Source organism: Pseudomonas sp. MWU13-3659 (genome assembly GCF_023757525.1).
Taxonomy (GTDB): Bacteria; Pseudomonadota; Gammaproteobacteria; order Pseudomonadales; family Pseudomonadaceae; genus Aquipseudomonas; species Aquipseudomonas entomophila_E.
In genome coordinates, this window is the sequence record NZ_JAMSHW010000014.1 from 64,329 (window position 1) to 81,838 (window position 17,510).

Sequence of the window (17,510 nt, forward strand, 5' to 3'; positions counted from 1 at the left end):
GCCGGACCTGTGCTGGGGGCTGGCGCCTGTACTGTTCTGCGGCCGTCCAATCATCGATAACAAGGGCCACAGGCCTGCTACGACGGCAACTGCACCTGTGGCTTGGTCGAGGCGAAGATTGCCCAGCTGGAAATGAACAACGCCGCAATCAATGGCCCGATCACGAACCCGTTGAGCCCGAACACCGCCAACCCGCCCAGGGTCGACATCAACACCAGGTAATCCGGCATCCGCGTATCCTTGCCCACCAGGATCGGCCGCAGCAGGTTGTCCACCAGCCCGATCACCAGCACACCGAAGGCGATCAGCACGACGCCCTGCCAGATCGCCCCCGTCAGCAGGAAGTACAGCGCCACCGGCCCCCAGACGATCCCCGCCCCCACCGCCGGCAGCAGCGACAGGAACGCCATCAGCACCGCCCACACGAGCACGCTGGGGATGCCCAGCACCCAGAAGATCAGCCCGCCCAGCGCCCCCTGGGTGATCGCCACCAACAGGTTGCCCTTGACCGTGGCGCGTACCACACGCTTGAACTTGAGCTGCAAGCGGCGCTTCTGCTGTTCGGGCAATGGCACCGCCTGGCGCACCTTGCGCGCCACCTCAGCGCCCTCGCGCAGGAAGAAATACAGCAGGTAGAGCATGATGCCGAAGCTCACCAGGAACTCGAACGTGCCCTGACCGAAACTGAACGCCTGGCCGGCCAGGAACTGGCTGCCCTGGGTGGCCCAGCGGGTGATCTTGTCGCGCAGGCCGTCGAGGTTGCCCATGCCCATGCGGTCCAGGCCATGCTGGGCATAGGCCGGCAGCATGTCCTTGCCGCGCTCGAGGTAGCCGGCGATGTCCAGCTGGCCGCTCTCGATGCGCTGGTACAGCGCGGCGCCTTCCTGCACCAGCAAGGCGCTGATGATGATCACCGGCAGCACGGCGACCAGCAGGCAGGTGGCCAGCGCCGTCGCCGTCGCCAGGTTGCGCCGCCCGCCGAAACGCAATAGCAGGTGACGCTGCAGGGGCGAGAAGAGAATGCCGAGGATCACCGCCCAGAAGATCGCGCCGGCGTAGGGCAGCAGTATCCACAGGAAGGCGATGCTCACCACTGCCAGCAAGATGAGCAACGCCTTGTTCTGCAATAGGGTCTCGTTCATGGGCATTCCTTGAGGGCCTACTCCTTTAGTGCATGGCGCCCGGTAAAAGTGCCTTGGCCTGCCACCCGGCGCGCACGCGAATACTTCAAACATCACGCCTTCCAGCAACAGACCCGTTCCGCGCCTTGACGCAGACTTGGGCGCAGGTGGCGATAACGCGGAGCATTCAGCTCCACGCGCCCAAGCCCTCGACCCCCGAATGAGCCCCTCCCATGCACAAAAGCCGCACCCAGCAGCGCCGAGGTTGCCATACCCTAGCCCTGATAGGCGCCCTGCTGCTTCACGGATGCACGTTCAACCTGAACCTGAATCGCCCTGCCAGCGACAGCACCCCCGTAGTGCGGGAAGACCACAGCCGCAACGACGGGGTCGCCGGCACATCGACGGCGGTACCGTCATCCCCCCAGGCATCGGGTCGCGTGACCGTTCGCTATCAGCCGGGAAAGACCGCCGACACACGGCGGGAAGAACAGCTCATGAAGCAGGACCGGCTGCTGGAAGACTTCGCCGAGGTGATAAACGAGACCTTCGCCCTGCCGCAGGACCTGACGGTCCTCGGTACCGATTGCGACGAATCCAATGCGTTCTACGATTCGTCGAACAGGACGATCACGGTCTGCTACGAGCTGGCGACCACGGAACGCGCGCTGCTTGTCGAGGCCGGCTACGAGGACGACGACGAAATCGCCACCCTGCTCAACCAGAGTACGGTCGGCACCTTGTATCACGAACTGGGGCATGCCTTGATCGATGTGCTGGCGCTGCCGTTCACCGGCCGGGAAGAAGATGTGGCCGATCAACTGTCCGCGTATGTCCTGACCCAGGATCAAGCGACCAGCCACTACCTGCTCACCATCGCGAACCTGTATGAACAGTTGGCGGTACAAGTTACCGAGGTGGAGGAACTCACGTTTGCCGATACCCATTCGCTGGATGCCCAGCGCGCCGTGAACTTCCACTGCTACGCCTACGGATCCGACCCTCGCGCCTACGCCTACCTGGTCAGCGAACAGAGGCTCGATCAATCACGCGCCGAAGGCTGCGAAGCAGAGTTCGAGCAGATGAGGGGCGGTTGGGACGCGCTGCTGGCACCGCACTTCAAGGAGGCGAGTTGAGCAGGCTTACGTCGTTCGAAATCAATAGGAATGAGCCCCTCGTTCGACCAGTCCCTCAATTGAGGGCTCCAACGGTTTGGGCAAAGTGCAAACCCAGCTCCCTCCGAACGGGCGGATGCGAGGCCAACTGAACACCCTGAAATGTGCGACCGCTCGATAAATTAGCATAAGCGCTCGTAAATCAAACTAAATAATCTCTACCCCCTGAGCCAAGCCATGACACAAATAAACGCCCTTTTGACACTCACTGACTATACACCACGCCAAACACACAAGCTCCACAGCGTGGAAAGTGTAATTAATCACTTAAAAGAAGACCGACACCTAACACTCCGAAAAATCGAAGACTCCGCCGCAAAAATCGCCAATGAAAACCTCCTGGACAAGTTCATCCAGTGTATTCAGGGCGCCGAAAGCAAGCAAAAACTAAGCACTCACATTGCTGCTACCCGCCTTCTGTCAGAGCTCAAGCACAAATTACCTCAGCATGAGCTAGACAGCGCCAATTCTACGCTGGCCATACATACCGCCGAGCTCATCCTGAGTGTCACACCCACTACAATTGACGACTTACAGTTTGATCGCAAAAACAATATGCTGGTCCACACCACTCCCGACAAGCAAGAAATACACTTTAACGCGAACGCTATCCTGGAAACCAATGCACACACACAAAATTTATCTCCGCAGCACCTAGACCTCCTTCGGCAACGACTCAACATCTTGATAAAAAAAATCCACCCTGAAAATAATCACACTGAAATCGAATCTCTGGGCGAAACACCTCTACCTGCCTCTACGACTGGATCTTCAGAGGGGAGATTGCCCCTTGCGTATGGCATAAAAAACGAAGTGACCACACTTAGCGAGGAGACGTTCAAGCCCGTACTATCTCAATGTTCGGCACATACACTAACCTCTATCACTGACGCCCTGACTTTTGCCTTCCTAAACAACGAAGCGGCGCCCACTATAATTTATATCGATGATGCAATTTTTGAAATCCCTCACGCTCTGCTCACCCCCATAATGAATTACATCATCTGTCTACCGGTTGCCGAGGTCGACATAGGCGAACTCCGACAAGCCCTATCCACGTGGCTGCTCGCCATTACACACGAGGCCGATCAAAACTCTAACCCCCACTCAACAAACGTTCTTTCAGGACACGAGCGTTCAGTCACGGCAATGCCGCCAACAGAAGCGCTTACGCACGCTCAAAACCGCGATGGACGAACTGAATCGCAAACGGTACCCTCCCCCCACTCTGACCCCCTTGCGGGAGTATCTTCAATCAGGCCCTCCGAACCTACTCAATCTCTTGACATCGAAACGTATGCCGCAGTTCTAGACAGCTGCACAGCGAATACGCTCGCCCAAATCACCACGACGTTAACCCAGTCAGCCTCCACGAACGGCGCGACGCCCATCAAGATCAACATTCATGACGTCGAGGTTATTTTCCCACACGGATTGGTTGAGTCGGTCATGGCTCACATCGAACTTTTGTATGGCAATCTTGATAGCCCCGAACTCACGAGCGCCATGAACCAATGGTTCAATATGGTTGCAACAAGACCATTCCCTTCTCACGCGGCCCCGCAGCAGAGCCCCCCGCAAACGCACATTGCTCTTGACGCCACTCCCCCCCTTGGCCCGCAAGCATTTTTCAATGCGCAAGACTGGGAAGACTATCTGCTTCCCATGAGCTCCAGAGAACTTGAAACATTCATAATCGCACTGACCAATCAACTAATAAACGACCCAAAAAGCAACACATTTACAATCCCTCACGCGCCCTTGATGCAGCGCAGTTGCCTCAGCGTATTAGTGAACAGCATCAGCGGCAGCGGCATGTATGCCTCCACTCTAAATGACCTTGGCCGGCATCCGCACTTTGAAGAAAACTTCCAAAAGCTTTATAACTTCGTCACTCAATAATCATATATTCAATCTCTTTCAAAGCCAGGACATCAGCAGGTGTCCTGGGCTGCTGACCATGCAGTTACAGCCTGTCGGACGACATTCGAACACGACGAGAGCCCTATTCACCCTCGTATACGCCTGATTATATTGACATCCATCAATGCTTCCCGCCGCCCGGATTGTTACGCTTCCACCCTTTTCCTTGCGCACCTAAGCACTATGCCTCTCCCCGCCCCAGAACTCCTCGCCCCCGCCGGCACCCTGAAAACCATGCACTACGCCTTCGCCTACGGCGCCGATGCGGTCTACGCCGGCCAGCCGCGCTACAGCCTGCGGGTGCGCAACAACGAATTCGACCACGCCAACCTGGCCCTCGGCATCCAGCAGGCCCATGCCCTGGGCAAGCGGTTCTATGTGGTGGTCAACATCGCCCCGCACAACGCCAAGCTCAAGACCTTCCTCACGGACCTGGCGCCGGTGATCGAGATGGGCCCGGACGCGCTGATCATGTCCGACCCCGGGTTGATCATGCTGGTGCGCCAGCACTTCCCGCAGATGCCCATCCACCTCTCGGTGCAGGCCAACACGGTGAACTGGGCCAGCGTGAAGTTCTGGCGGGGCCTGGGCCTGACCCGGGTGATCCTGTCGCGGGAGCTGTCGCTGGAGGAAATCGAGGAGATCCGCCAGCAGGTGCCGGACATGGAGCTGGAAATCTTCGTCCACGGCGCGCTGTGCATGGCCTACTCCGGGCGCTGCCTGCTGTCGGGCTACCTGAACCGGCGCGACGCCAACCAGGGCACTTGCACCAACGCCTGCCGCTGGAAGTACGAGGCGACCCCGGCCACCGAGAACGCCGCCGGCGACATCGTCCGCCACTGTGAACCGACGCTGGGCCTCGGTGCGCCCACCGACCAGGTGTTCCTGCTGCAGGAGTCCAACCGCCTGGGCGAAGAAATGCCGGCGTTCGAGGACGAGCACGGCACCTACATCATGAACGCCAAGGACCTGCGCGCGGTCCAGCACGTCGAGCGCCTGGCCGGCATGGGCGTGCACTCGCTGAAGATCGAGGGCCGCACCAAGTCGCACTTCTACTGCGCCCGCGCCGTGCAGGCGTACCGCCAGGCCATCGACGACGCGGTGGCCGGGCGGCCGTTCGATCGCGGGCTGATGGACAACCTCGAGTCCCTCGCCCAGCGCGGCTACACCGAAGGCTTCCTGCGCCGCCACGTGCACGACGAGTACCAGAACTACCAGCGCGGCAATTCGGTGTCCGAGCGCCAGCAGTTCGTTGGCGAACTGACCGGGGTACGGGTGGACGGCCTGGCCGAGGTCAAGGTGAAGAACCGCTTCGCCGTGGGCGATCACCTGGAGCTGATGACCCCGCGCGGCAACTACCACTTCGACCTGCACCGCCTTTGCGACCGCCAGCAGCAGCTGATCGAGGTGGCGCCGGGGGATGGCCATGTGGTGTACCTGCCGATCCCCGAGCAGGTCGGGCTGGAGTATGGATTGCTGATGCGCAGCCTGGAGGCCGTCTAGACACCGTACGAATAGGCTGGAGTGGCTTTCACCTCGCCCAACAGAGCGCTGGACAAGGTGGAGGTTACTGGCTTTTCCGCCAGCAGGAAGGAAAGGCAACGACACGCCGTTGCCGTCGCGGGACATGTGAATCTTGGTAGTCAGGCCGCCGGGCTGCGGCCTGTGGCGTGATCGAAAGGTGCGTCAGGCCCCTTTCATGCAGGGGCTAGGCGAAGCCAAGCTCCCTCTTGATGTCCAGCGCAGCCTGGAGCAACCCCCCCAGCGCGGCCACAAGCTCCTCCCCGGAGCTATCTTCTGGCATGACAACCAGCGCAAGGAGTGCCGCGCCGTCCGCATCAGCCGCCAACACCACCGGCCCGCCGTAGTTCATTTTCAGAGCTCGCTGCAAAAGGTCCGTATCGGCGGGCAACGCGCCCAAGGGGCAAATCATCTCCAGCGTCTGGGCTGTTTCGTCGAAGTGCACCATCAGTTCGTCGTCAAAGAACAATGCCGGGTCATCGGTGGCCTGCTCCAACCCCAGCGAGTCGTACAAGCTGTGTAATAGGTATCCCATCGCTCCCCCTCCCTAAGCCTTGACCCAGGGAGACAAACCCTGAGTCTCCTTCCAGACCTCCCGATCCCCTACGCGCTGATCGAACGTCAGATTGAAGCCTGGAGGCAGATCTTTCATAACCTTGTTGCCCGGTGCTCCAGTATTGGACTCCTGTATCTGCCAATGGCCGCCGTTAAGCAGCGCTTGTTGATACAGTTGCTGCGATTCTTTGTCTAGTGGACCGTAGGGGGGTACCGGTTTACCTTCACAGTACAGAGCCCAGAGCATGGCAATCTCGGCACCCTGAATGCCGGTGCGGTCCTTGCCACTCTTACAGTTCCAGCACGGTGTCGCGCCAATCAGCTCGCCCAGAACCGCCAAGCGCGTTGAAAGTTTGTACGGATCTCCTCCGTCCTGGTGATGCGCTTTGTTGGCCCAGATTTCCTTCACCTGGCGGCTCAGCTCCCGCACCCAGCCAGCATTTTTTGCCTCCGGGTTCTGAGCCAGATGTTCTCCAACCCAACCTCCAAGCGCTCCGTTGGCCGTCAGATCGTCCCCCAGTAACTGCCCCAACGCTTTAGCGTTGTAAACATCTGCTTGGCTTTGCCCCATTTTGAACTTCAGCGCGAGCTCATTGACGCCAACGTTTAATGCCGCGACCTCCAGGTTGATATTGACATCATATTTCTCGCCATCCTTCCCGACCAGGGACAAAACCAGGGGTCGCGTATCAGAAAGCTCCTGCCAAGCATTCATCTGATCTTCCAACATGCCCTGTTCCTGCCAAATCCCCCCCGTCACCAGCGATGTGGACAGTAATCTCAGCGTCACTGCTTCCCCTTTCTGTGCTTTAGCGAGCAGCTCAGGTTGTGCATACAGCGCTGCGGCAACCACCTCTTTCGCCCGATTCTGCGCACCTTGTTTCCGCTCTTCAGACCCCTTTTTCAGCCCGTAGGGAGAGTTGATACCGTGGCGGATACCCCGGAAGACCGCTCTTCCATCCGTGCCCTGGAGCTCTGTCATCCACAAATTGGTCGCGTGCTCCGTCTCACGATCGCACGAACAACAAACGCCCTTGCCATTGTAGGACTTCGGAAAAATATCCTGGCCATTGTTGGTCGCCGGTGGATTATTCTTGGCGCGCAGCTCTGCTTTCATTTCCGCCGCGGGTACCTGCCTGGAGATATAATCTTTACCTTTGAAAGTGAATTGGGTTTCCACCGTCTTCCAGTCTTTGCTATTAAGCACATCAGCGCAGGCGAATTCAAACAGTTTTTTCACCTGTTTCATCGAGAGTCTTGGAAGCGTCTCCGACTGCCGAAAATTGTTGAAGATCATTTCATGCAGTTTCGATTCCAGTGCCGCGACCGACTTCCGCTCAGCCTTGGTCGCATTGCGGTCTTGTGCTGCCCCCTGCCCTTCCAGCTCTTTCAAAAGGTTATTTAGCCTTTCATCATATTTGCCAGAATAATCATCGAGCAACTTTAGCGCCGCCTCAACATAAAGCTGTTTAAATTTAGACACTGCGTGAAGGGATCGCGTTGGCATAGGTGTGCTTTTGTCTTTTTCTAACAGCGCGCTTGAGTCACCCGTACTGGCAAATGTATATTTGGCCGGTGGCGTGGCGGAGCCAGAACGGATACGCCCGAGCAAATTGTGAACCATTTGTTTCACAGACAAATAACATTCTTTAAAAAGCAGTGACGGCCGCGACGGCCCTACCGGATATACCATAACCTTACTCCAAAAATATATGAGCATATCGAGACATGCTTGATTGGCACGGACAATCGCAGCCCAACCCTCATCATGCACCGATCAAATAGAACCTCGACGCATGCGCTATGACGACCTATGCAATCCCATGCAAGCCTATGACCAACGCTGGCCGCCATCCAACTATCAAAGGGTACTTACCTATCCAGCCAACGCTGGATATCGCACCTCACCCAGGCGACTTACTGATGCGAAGACAAGTCAGCAACCGGACCACAACCGCCAACAACGCGAGAGACGGAAACTGCTGGATGCAGCAAGTATTCATAGGAGCAGTTCTTGGCTTGGTTGTAGACCTTGCCCGCACAGCCGCACAACAGGGCAACACCCGCAATGGCAACACCTGCGGCACTCATTTTGATAAACCGTTTCATAAAACACACTTTCCTTAATACGCCGAGGGCACATCACGCGATGTGATCGTATGGTTACGACGCAGCGCGAGCGATGAATCTCGCCGGCGCCCACCCTCGGTAGTCAACGGGGATTATTGCTGGCGGCTCAGATCGCCCACCGGGCCACAACCGCCAACAACGCGAGAGACGGAAATCGCTGGGTGCAACAGGTAGTTGTACGAACAGTTCTCGGACTTGTTGTACACCTGGCCCGCGCAACCGGACAAAAACGCAACACCCGACACGAGGGCAACAGTGACGGCAGCCTTTACAAATTTTTTCATTGAATAACTTTCCTGATAATTAGAGCAGCATCTGTAGTCTGCACTTACCCCCCACCCACAGCGATCAGCCCTGTTCATATTTTTTTAGTTTTCAACACCAAAGCGACACCACGCCAGCGCCCCGCCAGTTCGAACGAAACGCCCAACCTGACAAATCCGTCACCCACGCCTCAGGCAACTGACAGCCGCGGGCGGCAAGGATCGTGGCATGTTCATCGCGAGTACCCGCCATGCCACCGACACCAACCCGTCGCACCTTCGTCAAGGGCCTGGGCGCGGCCACCGCCCTGGCCGGCCTTGGCCTGTGGCGCCCGCTGGCCCAGGCCGCCGAAGGCCGGCGCCCCCTGCATGAGCTGGATGGCCAGCAGTTCGAACTGTTCATCGGCCAGACCCCGGTCAACATCACCGGCCGCCCGCGCACCGCGCTGACCGTCAACGGCAGCCTGCCCGGCCCGTCATTGCGCTGGCGCGAGGGCGACAGCGTGACCTTGCGCGTGCGCAACTACCTGGCCCAGCCCACGTCGATCCACTGGCACGGCATCATCCTGCCGGCCAACATGGATGGCGTGCCAGGGCTGAGCTTCGCCGGCATCGAGCCGGGCGGCGACTACCTGTACCAGTTCACCCTGCGCCAGAGCGGCACCTATTGGTACCACAGCCACTCCGGGCTGCAGGAGCAGGCCGGCGTATACGGCGCCATCGTCATCGAGCCGCGCGAGCCCGAACACCATCGCTACCAGCGCGACCATGTGCTGCTGTTCAGCGACTGGTCGGACCAGGCGCCCGAAGCCCTGATGGCCACGCTGAAGAAGCAGTCAGACGCATTCAACTACCACAAGCGCACCCTCGGCGACTTTGTCGACGATGTCGCCAAGCATGGCTGGGGCAAGGCCATCGACGAGCGCTGGGCCTGGGCGAAGATGCGCATGAGCCCCACCGACCTCGCCGACATCAGCGCCGCCGCCTACACCTACCTGCTCAACGGCCAGCCCCCGGAGGGCAACTTCACCTGCCTGTTCCAGCCCGGCGAGACCGTGCGCCTGCGCCTGATCAACGCCTCGGCGATGACCTACTTCGACTTTCGCATACCGGGCCTGAAGCTCACGGTGATCGCCGCCGACGGCCTGCCGGTGACGCCGGTGGCCGTGGACGAACTGCGCATCGCCGTGGCCGAGACCTATGACGTGCTGGTGACCGTGGGTGACTTGCCTGCCTACACCCTGTACGCCCAAAGCATGGACCGCACCGGCTTTGCCCGCGGCACCCTGGCACGCGCAGCCGGCCTGCAGGCCCCCGTGCCCGAGCCGGACCCGCGCCCGGTGCTGAGCATGGATGACATGGGGCATGGCGGCATGGGCCAGATGGACCACGGCAACATGGCGGGCATGGACCACTCGGCCATGGCCATGATGCAAAGCCACCCCGCCAGCGAAGCCGCCAACCCGCGGGTGGACATGCAGAGCATGGCCCCCCGCGCCAACCTGGCCGCCCCTGGCATCGGCCTGCGCGGCAATGGCCGCCGGGTGCTGACCTATGCCGACCTGCGCAGCCCCTACCCCGACCCGGACGGCCGCGAACCGTCGCGGGACATCGAGCTGCACCTGACCGGGCACATGGAGCGCTTCGCCTGGTCGTTCGACGGCATCACCTTCAGCGACGCCGAGCCCTTGCGCCTGAAGTACGGCGAACGGGTGCGCATCACCCTGGTCAACGACACCATGATGGCCCACCCCATCCACCTGCATGGCATGTGGAGCGACCTGGAGGATGAACAGGGGCGCTTCCTGGTGCGCAAGCACACCCTCGACATGCCGCCCGGGAGCCGGCGCAGCTATCGCGTGACCGCCGACGCCCTGGGCCGCTGGGCCTTCCACTGCCACCTGCTTTACCACATGGAGACCGGCATGTTCCGCGAGGTACGGGTCGATGAATGAGATCTACAACCGCCGCATCGTCACCGGTGTCGCGCTGCTCGCCCTGCTGACCAGCGAACGGGCCCTGGCCTCTGGCATGGCGCCCATGAATCATGGCGCCATGCCAATGAACCACAGCCAGATGAACCACACAGTGGCGCCCCCCAGACAACCGCGCCCCCCGCTGCCAGCGATCACCGATGCCGACCGCCGCGCCGCATTCCCACCCCTGCCAGGGCATCAGGTGCATGATCGGGCAACCTACTGGGCGGTGATCGTCGACCAGCTGGAATACCAGAACTTTGAAAACAGGAGCGCCCTGAATTGGAACGCCACCGCCTGGGTGGGGGGTGATATCGACCGCCTGTGGCTGCGCAGTGAAGGCGAGCGTGAGCAAGGCAAGACCCACAGGGCCGAACTGCAGGCGCTCTGGGGCCATGCCATCAGCCCCTGGTGGGAGCTGGTCGGTGGCCTGCGCCGGGACTTCAAGCCCGCCAACGGCCAGAGCTGGGCCGCCTTCGGTATCCAGGGCGCGCCGCTCTATGGCCTGGAGCTGGAGGCCACCGCCTATGCCGGCGAGCGACAGCAGACCGCGCTGCGCCTGGAGGCCGGTTACGCTATGCTGCTGACCAACCGCTGGATCCTCGAGCCCACTGTCGAAGCCAACTTCTTCGGGCGCGACGATGCGGGCCGCGAACAAGGTTCAGGCCTGGCCGAAAGCGAAGTGGGCCTGCGCCTGCGCTACGAGATCAGCCGCGCATTCGCGCCCTACGTCGGCGTCAGTTTCAACCGCCTGCACGGCAACCGCGCCGACCAGGCCCGGGAGGACGGCGAGGACATCGGCCAGACCCGCTTGGTAGCTGGGGTTCGCTTGCGCTTCTAGGCCTTGCCCACGGCCTTGTAGGAGCGGCTTCAGCCGCGATGCAGACACCGCGGTGCATGGCCCCCGCGTTGCGGGTGATCGCGGCTGAAGCCGCTCCTACAATGGCCATCCCGCATCAACATGTCTTCCGTCTCACAGGAGCTCCACCATGCTGCGCAACCCCCTGCTCACCCTCGGCCTGCTGGCCATCACCGGCCTGGCCCAGGCCGCCGAGACCATCGACGTCTACCGCGACCCCAACTGCGGTTGCTGCAAGGAATGGATCAAGCACCTGGGCGACCACGGCTTCACCGTCAACGACCACGTCGAGCCGAACATGAGCGCGCTCAAACAACACCTTGGGGTCGCGCCGCGCCTGGCCTCCTGCCACACCGGGGTGATCAACGGCAAATTCGTCGAGGGCCATGTGCCCGCTGAACAAGTACGCCTGCTGGCCAAGCGCAATGATCTCAAGGGTATCGCTGTGCCGGGCATGCCCATGGGCTCGCCAGGCATGGAGATGGGTGATCACAAAGATGCCTACCAGGTCATCGGCGTGACCCATGACGACCAGGACACCGTGGTCGCCAATTACTGATGCTCAGTCTCTGGGCGCTGTTCCTCAGCGCCTTCGGCGCCGCCACCCTGCTGCCGCTGCAATCCGAGGCCGTGCTGGTCGGGCTGCTGATCCGCGAGCCCCATGCCTGGGCGACCTTGCTGCTGGTCGCCACCCTGGGCAACGTGCTGGGGTCCATCGTCAACTGGGTGCTGGGCCGGGCTATCGAGCACCTGCGCGACAAGCGCTGGTTCCCGTTCAGCGCCAGCCAGCTGCAACGCGCCCAGCAGCGCTACCAGCGTTGGGGGCAGTGGTCTTTATTGTTGAGCTGGATGCCGGTGATCGGCGACCCGCTGACGCTGATCGCCGGGATCATGCGCGAACCGTTCTGGCGCTTCGTGCTCCTGGTCAGCCTGGCCAAGGCGGGACGCTATGCCGTGGTCGCGGCCGTTACGTTGGGTTGGTTGCATGCCGGCTGAAGAGGTGGGGTTTCAGCGCCTTGACCCCTTCCAGGCAGTGATGCGCCAGGCGGGGATCAAGGTGTCTATTCAATATGGGTTCGTGAGGCGCTCAGCGCCCATCCTAGCGTGGTGTTTCGCACGTGTTCGATCAGCACGGCCAACCCGCCACGGCACGACCTGCTTCAGTTCGCCCAGGAAACGCTCACGACGGGTTGGCTTGCGCTCACCGGCGTAGTCGAAATCGGAGAAACGCATCTGAATCATGGGCAAGGCTTGCTGGGGGCGAACGGAAGGCTATGTCAGCACAGGTCAAACGACCTGTGCTGACATCCATAGCGATGGTTACTTGCGCGGGTTGGTGCCAGAGTTAGCGGCTTCAAGTGACACGACCGCTTCCCAGCATCTTTTTCCCAAATTAATAAACATCGCGAGTGCTGGTGCCCCCCGAAGAATCATAGGCTCCGATTTTTCTTTACCGAAGATTTTAGCCATGGATATTCCATGCTGCTTTGGCGCGCAATAATTCAGTGCGATATCAGCAGCCGCCCTTTGTGGGCCGTTACCGCTTTCACTCGTCGCTTCAAGAAAAGAAAAGAATTTTTGAAACGCACTACCTTCCTGCTGAAGCTCTTTAACTTTTTTTTCGAATTCGGATATCGTTGGGCTATCACTGCCAACCCGAAAATCCACCAATTCCAACAGTTTTCTAGGGCTCAGCGGTGCCTCCACATGTTCCTTTGCACCCACCTCCTCCGTTACGCAGCCCTTTAGAGTATTGCCTGAAGGTTTTTGAGCAATTTCAGGAAAATCCGGCAGCGTCCGGGTATCTGGCAGTAAATCATCCTGATTGGATCCTTCAGGCACCACTGTAGGCGGGGTTTCCCCATTAACTACTTCTTCTTGTTGCTCTGATCCTGCAACGGCAGCAGGCTGGCTTGTAGGATCAAGAGCGCTGAGGACTTTCACAAGCCTTTTACAAAACTCACGTGTAGGTTTCCCGGCTCCGTAATCTTTGCCAGTAAGAAAATCCTGAGCCTCTTCAGCCAGCACGGCCGATGCCTCGATAACACGTTTCGCCATCTCATATTTGTCCGTCCCTGCATATTCCTCACCCAGCGGCTCCACCCCCTCTACTTTCCCTACAAACCCTTTACTTCCACCAAATGTAAAACCATACCCAATATTCGCCCCATTCAACTCAGCTAGCACCTCTTCATACAGCGAAGTTTGACGCTGACCGGCGTCCAGCATGATCGGATCAGAAAGCTTAGCAAGACTAGTAATAACCAGCCCCGCCTTGCGAAAAGCACTATCAATTTCCACCTGAGTTCTAAACTCTGCGGCAAAGTCTTCAGGCTTCACATTTTTAAAATACGCGGTGATAAAAGCGGTATTTTTAAGAGCAACCTCTACAATCATCTCTTCTGCAATCTTACGCTTTTGCAAATCATCAGCTGACGACTTTGAAATAGGTTCAGAGGCCGTCCCAGCATCTTTATGCCCCCCTTGAAACACACTAATGAGCCGGACGAACAGACGCGATAACAGACCGGTTTTCACGGTTTCCTGACGATGCGACACCCGCTCATTTTCCTTGCTGGTTGTCTGCGTCGAGATAGCCGGCTCGGTATCAGGACGAACACAGCAGGTGAATAATTTTCTAAACTCAGTAAAAATACCACTCATACAACACCTCACACTGAAAAATAGACACTTGAAAATCATCAATAAACGGCGAAGTACTACCCTTGATGGCTGTCTTCTGTTTTACCCAGCGCGTCCAACGCCTTGGCCGTTTCCCTGCAGTACATCTCCACGCTACGCAGGGTTTCATTTGTCACGAACGGTGACTTCGCTTTTTGATGCCCAAACAATTCACCCAAGGACAACTGTTGCCCAAGGGGTAGGGTGTCGAGAAGTCGCTGGGCAATTTCGCTTTGCTCACCACGCCCAAAGGAAAGTGTTTCAATCTGGCTAAAGAAAACACTAAAATCGCCGTACTCACTTTGCAACTCCGCCATACGCACTCGAATGTCCGCATTGAGCGGGGCGGGAGTTTTAACCTCAATGTCGACCTTGCTCAGCAACGTGCCAACTCCAGGCTTATCCCGTAGCAGCTTTGCTTTCAGGTCATCGAAAAAGCCATCATCGAATACAACTTCTGCTTTGAGCGCCCCGGCAAAGGTATGCAATGCACCCAAGAGGCCCTCCGCTGCCCCCTGGTTCTTTCGTATCAGCGCGGTTTGACCAGACGCTCTCAAACAAAACGCAGGAAACAGTTCCAGGTTCTCTAACTCCCTCACTTGTTCCTTTTTCCCTAGCACATCGAGAGCCGAAAGCACATCAAAGACTTTGCGGATAGCACCACTTCTCAAGTGCTCATCATAATTCTTCATCAGCCCCTCGACAGTGAGGCTCTCCAACTGAGACGACAATTGATTTACGGCAGCACGCATTTCATTCAGATAACGTTCCTGTTGTAATTGGCTAAACAACTTGATCGTCTTGGATTTGTTCTGTACCGTTTGCAACGGCACGTTGGGCTCACTATCAACAGCCCGCCTAACGAAGAGCTTTCTCAATATGCCTAACTTCACCTTCCGAAACGGTTTCGCTTGGCATTTGGCCCGAGAGGTAGAGCCACTCAACGTCTTTTCCTTCTCGGCGTCAACGCCATAGCAACTCGCCAGAAATTTACCTGCAACTTTCAACGCTTCCATCATCTAGACACCTCACTTAATTACTTGACAACCAACAGAACGCCAACATCGCCCTCTGCCCAAGGGGTGTGCGGGGTATATCGCAACTGCCTGTTACCCCACAGATGCTGTTTGCTCCAGCAGGGACAACCTACTTTTAATAACTTCGCTACATGGGGAACGTTTGCGCTACAACATGGCTCCACACACTGGCCATCGGTAAACTCGAGACCTTACTGAATATCTCCCACAGCCTATGACAACTGGCCGCCGCTGCATGCATGCAAAATCGACTGTTCAGGTTCGCAACGCCGGCTCGGCAAACCGCGCTGCAAAGCGTTCGGCAAGGCACGCCATGAAGGTTCGAGGTTCAAATTGCCCACGCTTGCCGGGGCAACAGGCCTCGATCACTTCGCCCACCACAAAGCACGCGGCGTCATGCAGTTTTTCTGCTGCCTCACGCTCGGCCAACACCAGGTTCATGGCCGCCTCGGTACTGCTGTTGGCCAACGTCAGGCCTTTATGGAGGCTGTGCGCTTGAATCGCCGTGAAGGCTTCCCGCCCCTGCACGTCCGCCAGCCTGGACAACAAACGGCCCACCTCGGGCAGGCAACCGTGCCCCAACAACTGGATCACATAGCTGCGGCGCAGGCCGCTGGCTTTCAACTGCGCGAGGTCTGCGCGCAGCACGAGCGCCTGCTGGTAAGCCTGGGCCGCCATGCCTTGCGTATTCGCTTGCTGCGGCTCTGCCGGCCCGGCCGCCGCCAGGGCGCGCGACGCTGGCCTCAGCCGCGTCAGCAACCGGGCAGTCCACCTGCGCAGAAGGCCATGCCTGGGCCTGGGCCCGCCAACGGAACTTGGACGCTCAGCCATACAACTCCTTACTCATGATGAAATCGGGACACCGTCGAAGATGCCTGGCGCGGCAAGCTGCGACTATCAGCCTCCATCGCATTTTTTTACTCAAGCCACCCATGGGCCGATGGCTGGGCGCGAACGGACCGATGACATCGCCGTTCGAGTGCCTGGTCGCCATGATCACCACCGCCAAGTTGGATCCAAACGGACCGATAACTATAAAAATGCGACCGTCAACGACAGCGCCCCGCCAGGCACGGCAGGACAATCCCAGCCCGCTGAATCGTAAAAGTACAGCTCCCAAAGGCGCAGACGGTATGGAAACCTCTGGACTCCAGGATTCCCCCCATCACTCACCCAGCGCGACGCCCTCGGCCACTCGGCCGCCCCAGGGCTCGCCGTCATGCCATGCATCCTCCCGGCAGTGACCTGCCAGCTTTCGGTTTTCCATGCCGCCCCGCTCACCACGGCCCTGCCAACGCAGGGCCGGACACAACCAACAATAAGATGGAGACGCAACACGATGGCCAACATCGGAGACTTGAAACTGTTCGTGCGCATTGCCGAACTGCAGGGGCTGTCTTCCGCGGCCCGGGCGCTGTCGATCAGCCCCGCCGCCGCCAGCCAGGCGCTCAAGCGTCTGGAAAACCATCTGGGGGTGCGCCTGTTCACGCGCTCCACCCGCGCTCTGAAGCTGACCCCCGAGGGCCTTCGCTACCTGGAGAACACCGAACTGGCATTGCGCATCCTGGAGAACAGCGAACGCTCGCTGACCCATGAGGGGGGCATCCTGGAACTGACCGTGTCTTCTGACCTTGGGCGCAACCTGTTGCTCGACCTGTTCGCCCAGCTCAAGCACAACCAGCCCACCCTGTGCATCCGCATGGCCTTGAGCGACAAGCGCGAAGACCTGCTCCGGGGCCGCTTCGACGCCGCCCTGCGCTACGGCCAGAGCTACGCCCTGGACCTGGTCGAACTGCCGGTGCTGAAACAGCACCACTTCATCGCCTGCGCCTCGCCCACCTACCTGCAGACCCACGAAACGCCCGACAACCCGCGGCAGCTGATGGAGCACGAGTGCATCATCAGCACCCTCGACCAACCCGACAACTACTGGCGCTTCCACCAGGGCGAGGCCATCGAGGAGGTGCGGGTGAAGGGGCACTTCCAGTGCGACGACACCGATGTCATGCGCCGTTGGGGGCTGGCAGGCTACGGAGTGATCTACCTGCCGCTGCTCAATGCCGCCGAGGACCTGCTGGCCGGGCGGCTCGCGCCGGTGCTGCCGGGCTGGCAGGGCAAGCCCGCGCCCCTGCAGCTGGTGCTGTCGCATCGCACACGCATCACCACCTCGATGCGGCTGTTGCACAACAGCCTGATCGAACACTGCAGCGCCCGCATGCGCCAGCTCAAGGAGCACCTGCAACTCCCGGGGTGAATCGGCAATGCGCC

General features: G+C 59.2%; 16 protein-coding genes. 8 read left to right on the forward strand and 8 right to left on the reverse strand.

The window, feature by feature from the left end; translation table 11 throughout:
- Positions 1–77 precede the first annotated feature (77 nt).
- Positions 78–1,142, reverse strand: coding sequence for an AI-2E family transporter (locus NGM28_RS17865; protein WP_252090964.1), 1,065 nt, complete (start codon positions 1,140–1,142; stop codon positions 78–80).
- A gap of 212 nt (positions 1,143–1,354) precedes the next feature.
- Here NGM28_RS17865 and NGM28_RS17870 point away from each other — a divergent pair, with 212 nt between their 5' ends.
- The 3 genes from NGM28_RS17870 to trhP all read left to right on the forward strand — a co-directional run bounded on the left by NGM28_RS17870 (position 1,355) and on the right by trhP (position 5,722).
- Positions 1,355–2,257 (forward strand): DUF4344 domain-containing metallopeptidase, encoded by a 903-nt coding sequence (locus NGM28_RS17870; protein WP_252090965.1) that lies wholly within the window; start codon positions 1,355–1,357, stop codon positions 2,255–2,257.
- A 216-nt stretch (positions 2,258–2,473) separates the two neighbouring features.
- Positions 2,474–4,198, forward strand: a complete 1,725-nt coding sequence (locus NGM28_RS17875; RefSeq protein ID WP_252090966.1) for a hypothetical protein — start codon at positions 2,474–2,476, stop codon at positions 4,196–4,198.
- Between the two features lie 204 nt (positions 4,199–4,402).
- A complete protein-coding gene (gene trhP, locus NGM28_RS17880) occupies positions 4,403–5,722 on the forward strand; it encodes a prephenate-dependent tRNA uridine(34) hydroxylase TrhP (RefSeq protein WP_252090967.1) in 1,320 nt (439 codons plus the stop codon).
- Between the two features lie 205 nt (positions 5,723–5,927).
- Here the strand turns inward: trhP and NGM28_RS17885 are convergent, their stop codons facing one another.
- The 4 genes from NGM28_RS17885 to NGM28_RS17900 form a co-directional block, all read right to left on the reverse strand.
- Positions 5,928–6,275, reverse strand: a complete 348-nt coding sequence (locus NGM28_RS17885) for a type III secretion system chaperone family protein (RefSeq protein WP_252090968.1) — start codon at positions 6,273–6,275, stop codon at positions 5,928–5,930.
- Positions 6,276–6,287: 12 nt separating this feature from the next.
- Positions 6,288–7,928 carry an inositol phosphate phosphatase SopB gene (locus tag NGM28_RS17890; RefSeq protein WP_252091042.1) on the reverse strand — a complete coding sequence of 547 codons (1,641 nt, stop codon included), beginning with the start codon at positions 7,926–7,928 and terminating at the stop codon, positions 6,288–6,290.
- A gap of 284 nt (positions 7,929–8,212) precedes the next feature.
- Positions 8,213–8,404 (reverse strand): DUF4223 family protein, encoded by a 192-nt coding sequence (locus NGM28_RS17895; protein ID WP_252090969.1) that lies wholly within the window; start codon positions 8,402–8,404, stop codon positions 8,213–8,215.
- Between the two features lie 113 nt (positions 8,405–8,517).
- Positions 8,518–8,709, reverse strand: a complete 192-nt coding sequence (locus tag NGM28_RS17900; RefSeq protein ID WP_252090970.1) for a DUF4223 family protein — start codon at positions 8,707–8,709, stop codon at positions 8,518–8,520.
- Between the two features lie 230 nt (positions 8,710–8,939).
- On the opposite strand from NGM28_RS17900, the gene NGM28_RS17905 reads away from it, so the two are divergent.
- The 4 genes from NGM28_RS17905 to NGM28_RS17920 all read left to right on the forward strand — a co-directional run bounded on the left by NGM28_RS17905 (position 8,940) and on the right by NGM28_RS17920 (position 12,519).
- Positions 8,940–10,643 carry a copper resistance system multicopper oxidase gene (locus tag NGM28_RS17905; RefSeq protein ID WP_252090971.1) on the forward strand — a complete coding sequence of 568 codons (1,704 nt, stop codon included), beginning with the start codon at positions 8,940–8,942 and terminating at the stop codon, positions 10,641–10,643.
- Positions 10,636–11,505, forward strand: coding sequence for a copper resistance protein B (locus NGM28_RS17910; RefSeq protein ID WP_252090972.1), 870 nt, complete (start codon positions 10,636–10,638; stop codon positions 11,503–11,505). The genes NGM28_RS17905 and NGM28_RS17910 overlap by 8 nt, the downstream gene beginning before the upstream one ends.
- Positions 11,506–11,653: 148 nt before the next feature.
- The gene (locus NGM28_RS17915; RefSeq protein ID WP_252090973.1) at positions 11,654–12,082 is read left to right on the forward strand and encodes a DUF411 domain-containing protein; all 429 of its coding nucleotides are present in this window, start codon (positions 11,654–11,656) and stop codon (positions 12,080–12,082) included.
- Positions 12,082–12,519: a YqaA family protein gene (locus NGM28_RS17920; protein WP_252090974.1), complete on the forward strand. Its 438-nt coding sequence runs from the start codon at positions 12,082–12,084 to the stop codon at positions 12,517–12,519. The genes NGM28_RS17915 and NGM28_RS17920 overlap by 1 nt, the downstream gene beginning before the upstream one ends.
- Before the next feature lie 324 nt (positions 12,520–12,843).
- On the opposite strand, the gene NGM28_RS17930 is transcribed toward NGM28_RS17920, so the two are convergent.
- From NGM28_RS17930 to NGM28_RS17940, 3 genes are all read right to left on the reverse strand, one after another.
- A complete protein-coding gene (locus NGM28_RS17930) occupies positions 12,844–14,187 on the reverse strand; it encodes a hypothetical protein (RefSeq protein ID WP_252090975.1) in 1,344 nt (447 codons plus the stop codon).
- Between the two features lie 56 nt (positions 14,188–14,243).
- The gene (locus NGM28_RS17935; protein WP_252090976.1) at positions 14,244–15,221 is read right to left on the reverse strand and encodes a hypothetical protein; all 978 of its coding nucleotides are present in this window, start codon (positions 15,219–15,221) and stop codon (positions 14,244–14,246) included.
- Between the two features lie 276 nt (positions 15,222–15,497).
- Positions 15,498–16,001 (reverse strand): hypothetical protein, encoded by a 504-nt coding sequence (locus tag NGM28_RS17940; RefSeq protein WP_252090977.1) that lies wholly within the window; start codon positions 15,999–16,001, stop codon positions 15,498–15,500.
- Positions 16,002–16,581: 580 nt separating this feature from the next.
- Here NGM28_RS17940 and NGM28_RS17945 point away from each other — a divergent pair.
- Positions 16,582–17,496: a LysR family transcriptional regulator gene (locus NGM28_RS17945; RefSeq protein WP_252090978.1), complete on the forward strand. Its 915-nt coding sequence runs from the start codon at positions 16,582–16,584 to the stop codon at positions 17,494–17,496.
- Positions 17,497–17,510: the final 14 nt, after the last annotated feature.